The 3,458-nt window shown below is 71.7% G+C and carries 3 protein-coding genes; 2 read left to right on the forward strand and 1 reads right to left on the reverse strand.

Annotated elements, in window-relative coordinates; genetic code table 11:
- Positions 1-22 precede the first annotated feature (22 nt).
- Positions 23-400, reverse strand: coding sequence for an Rv2175c family DNA-binding protein (locus tag C1A38_RS30280; protein ID WP_102661088.1), 378 nt, complete (start codon positions 398-400; stop codon positions 23-25).
- 164 nt (positions 401-564) lie between these two features.
- Here C1A38_RS30280 and pknB point away from each other — a divergent pair, with 164 nt between their 5' ends.
- Both pknB and C1A38_RS30290 read left to right on the forward strand, forming a co-directional pair.
- Positions 565-2,553 (forward strand): Stk1 family PASTA domain-containing Ser/Thr kinase, encoded by a 1,989-nt coding sequence (gene pknB, locus C1A38_RS30285; RefSeq protein WP_102661089.1) that lies wholly within the window; start codon positions 565-567, stop codon positions 2,551-2,553.
- Positions 2,553-3,425, forward strand: coding sequence for a deoxyribonuclease IV (locus C1A38_RS30290; protein WP_102661090.1), 873 nt, complete (start codon positions 2,553-2,555; stop codon positions 3,423-3,425). The genes pknB and C1A38_RS30290 overlap by 1 nt, the downstream gene beginning before the upstream one ends.
- Positions 3,426-3,458 lie beyond the last annotated feature (33 nt).

Consider the following 3,458-nt stretch of genomic DNA (forward strand, 5'->3'; position numbering starts at 1 on the left):
TGGGAGGGTGGGGTGGGGTGGGTTAGAAGCCGAGGGCTTGGGCGCGGCGTTTGATTTCGCGGGCCTGGTCGCCGCCGAGGGCGGTGGCGGGGGTGCCACCGGGCAGCGTCGGGTCGGGCTCGTAGAGCCAGCGCAGCGCCGCCTCGTCGTCGTAGCCGGCGTCCGCCAGCAGGTTCAGCACGCCGGGCAGGTGCTTGAGTACGGTGGCATTGGCCACCAGGTCGGCCGGAATCCGGCGGACACCGTCGCGGCGTGCCGCGATCAGTTCCCGATCCCTGATCTTCTGGTGCACCTTGCTGATCGTCAGGTCGAGCCGCTCGGCGACGTCCGGCAGGGTCAGCCAGTCCGTCGGCCCGGTGGTCCTCGGCGCGGCGTTGTCGGTGGGTACGGAGTCGGTCACTCGACCACCCTGCCACGTCCTCCCGGCACCAGGTCAACAGCCTCCCGGCACCCACCCTGACCAGGATCGACCACAGTCTGTCACGCCACGGCGGGCCCGAGAAGGTCCGCTCGGCGGTAGCATCCTGTTCAACCTTCATCCCCCGACACATAGACTGCCTGCCGATGGACACACAGGTCGCCGACACGTTGCTGGGCTCGCTGATCGACGGGCGTTACCGCATCCGCGGTCGCGTCGCCCGTGGCGGCATGGCGACCGTGTACACCGCCACCGACGAGCGACTCGAACGCACCGTGGCGGTCAAAATCATTCACTCGTCGCAGGGGCCGACCGATCGTGCCGGCCTGGCCGGCTTCGTCGAGCGGTTCACCGACGAGGCCAAGACGATCGCCCGGCTGACCCACCCCAACGTGGTGGCGGTCTACGACCAGGGCACCCATGGCGGGCGGCCGTACCTGGTCATGGAGTACGTCCGCGGGCGCACCCTGCGTGAGGTGCTGACCGAGCGGCGTCGGCTCAACCCGGACGAGGCGCTGGCCATCACCGAGCAGATACTCGCCGCGCTCGCCACCGCCCACCGGGCCGGGCTGGTGCACCGCGACGTCAAGCCGGAGAACGTGCTCGTCGCCGAAGCGCCCAGCGGCGGTCCGGCCAACCTCGTCGACAGCGTCGTGAAGGTCACCGACTTCGGGTTGGCCCGAGCGGTTGAGGCGAGCACCGATCACGACAGCGGCAACCAACTGATGGCAACCGTGGCGTACGTCGCCCCGGAGCTTGTCACCACCGGCCGCGCCGACGCCCGTACCGACGTCTACTCCACCGGCATCGTGCTGTTTGAGATGCTCACCGGCCGGGTGCCGTACGACGGTGATCGTCCGATCGACATCGCGTGGCAACACGTCGATCGGGACGTACCGGTGCCGTCGACCCTGGTGCCCGGCCTGCCGAAGGTCCTCGACGACCTGGTCGCCCGAGCCACCCGCCGCGACCCGGCGGGCCGGCCGGCCGACGCCGGGACCCTGCTGGCCGAGGTGCAGGTCGCCCGGGACGGCCTCGGCAACGCGAACGCCCAGACCACCATGCTGTCTGCGGTCTCCGACGGCCCGGCGGTCGCCCAGCCGACCATGGTGGTGGCAGCGGTCCGTCCCGCCGAGCGGCCGACCTGGGCCCGGCTGCCGGAGGGGGGCGCGCCCACCCGGGGGCGTCGTCGGGCGGTTGCGGACGAGGACGGGAACCGGTTCTCCCAGCTTGCCGGGTGGCGTGCCCGGCTGTTCGGCGATTCGAGCAGCCGCCTCGCGGTCGCCGTCGTCGTGGTGGTGCTGGGCCTGGTGGCCGCTCTCGGCGGATGGTGGTTCGGCGTGGGCCGCTACACCACCACCCCGCAGCTGGTCAGCATGACCAAGGCCCAGGCGGAGGCGCAGGCCGCGCAGGGCGGCTTCACCCTGCAGTACGCCGACCCACGCCACGACGAGCAGATCCCACGTGACGGCGTGGTGGCGCAGCAGCCCGCCTCGGCCGCCCGGATCCTCAAGGGCGGCACCATCACCCTGACCCTGTCGTTGGGGCCGGCTCGGTTCCCGATGCCCGACGTGGTGGGCAAGGAGTTCGACCTGGCCGAGGCCGACCTGGTCAACGCCCAGCTGAAGGTCGTCAAGGGCAACGCCCGGTACGACGACGGCCTGCCCGAGGGCGTGGTGGTGGCCACCAAGCCGGAGGCCGGCAAGGAGGTCGAGCCGGGCGACGAGATCACCGTCATCCTGAGCAAGGGCCGCGCCCCGATCACCGTGCCGAACCTGGTCGGCAAGAGCCTCAACGACGCCCGTACCCAGATCGCCCAGCTCGGCCTGGTCCTGGTGGAACCGACCTACAAACAGTCCGACAAGCCCCGCGACGAGGTTCTCGGGCAGAGCCCGGCCGACGGCAGCGGGGTCGAGAAGGGTGCCCAGATCCGGCTGGAGGTCAGCGAGGGTCCACCGCTGGTGACCGTACCCAGGGTCATCGACCTGCCGTGCCAGCAGGCCAAGCAGGTGTTGGAGAGTCAGGGCTTCCCGGTGGCCGTGCAGTTCAACCCGGAGGCCGTGGCCCGGTTCCAGAACCCGAACGAGAACGCGCAGGTGGCACCGGGCACCCAGATCACCATCGGATGTTTCTGATGACAGCTACCCAACCCGGCCACCGGCCGATCGGCTCGCACACGCCCACCTCCGGTGGCCTGGCGAAGGCGGCGCTGCCGTACCTCGACGCCGCCGGCTCCGAGGTGGCGCAGGTCTACGTCGGCAACTCCCGCGGGTGGGCGATGCCGGCCGGCGACCCGGTGCAGGACGCCCTGTTCCGCGACGGCTGCGCCGAACGGGGAGTCGCCGCCTACATCCACGCGTCGCTGCTGGTCAACCTGGGTTCGCCGACCCCGGCCACGGTCGAACGATCGCAACAGACCCTGGCCCACGCGCTGCGCCGGGGCACCGCGATCGGCGCCCGCGCGGTGGTGTTCCACGCCGGCAGCGCGGTGGACGCCGGGCACACCGAGGCGGCCATGCGACAGGTACGCGAATCCCTGCTGCCGCTGCTCGACTCGGCCGCCGACAGCGGCGGGCCGATGCTGCTTGTCGAACCGAGCGCGGGCGGCGGCCGGTCGCTGGCCTGCCGGGTGGAGCAGCTCGGCCCCTACCTGGACGCGGTGGACCGGCACCCCTGGCTGGGTGTCTGCTTCGACACCTGCCACGCCTGGGCGGCCGGGCACGACCTGGCCGCCGAAGGCGGCATGACCGAGACACTGGACGCCCTGGTGGCGACCGTCGGCGCGGATCGGCTCCAGCTGGTGCACGCCAACGACTCGAAGGACCTGTGCGGCTCCACCCGGGACCGGCACGAGAACATCGGCAAGGGCAGCATCGGCGAACCCGCCTTCGCCGAACTGATGCGCCACCCCGCCACCGCCGGCGTCCCCATCCTCGTGGAGACCCCCACCGACCGCCACGAAGGTCACGCCGCCGACATCGCCACCCTCCGCCGCCTCCACCCCTAACTCCCCCTCACCCCACACCCTCCCTCCCGCACG

Origin of the sequence: Verrucosispora sp. ts21, assembly GCF_002879555.1 — a bacterium.
GTDB classification, from domain to species: Bacteria; Actinomycetota; Actinomycetes; order Mycobacteriales; family Micromonosporaceae; genus Micromonospora; species Micromonospora gifhornensis.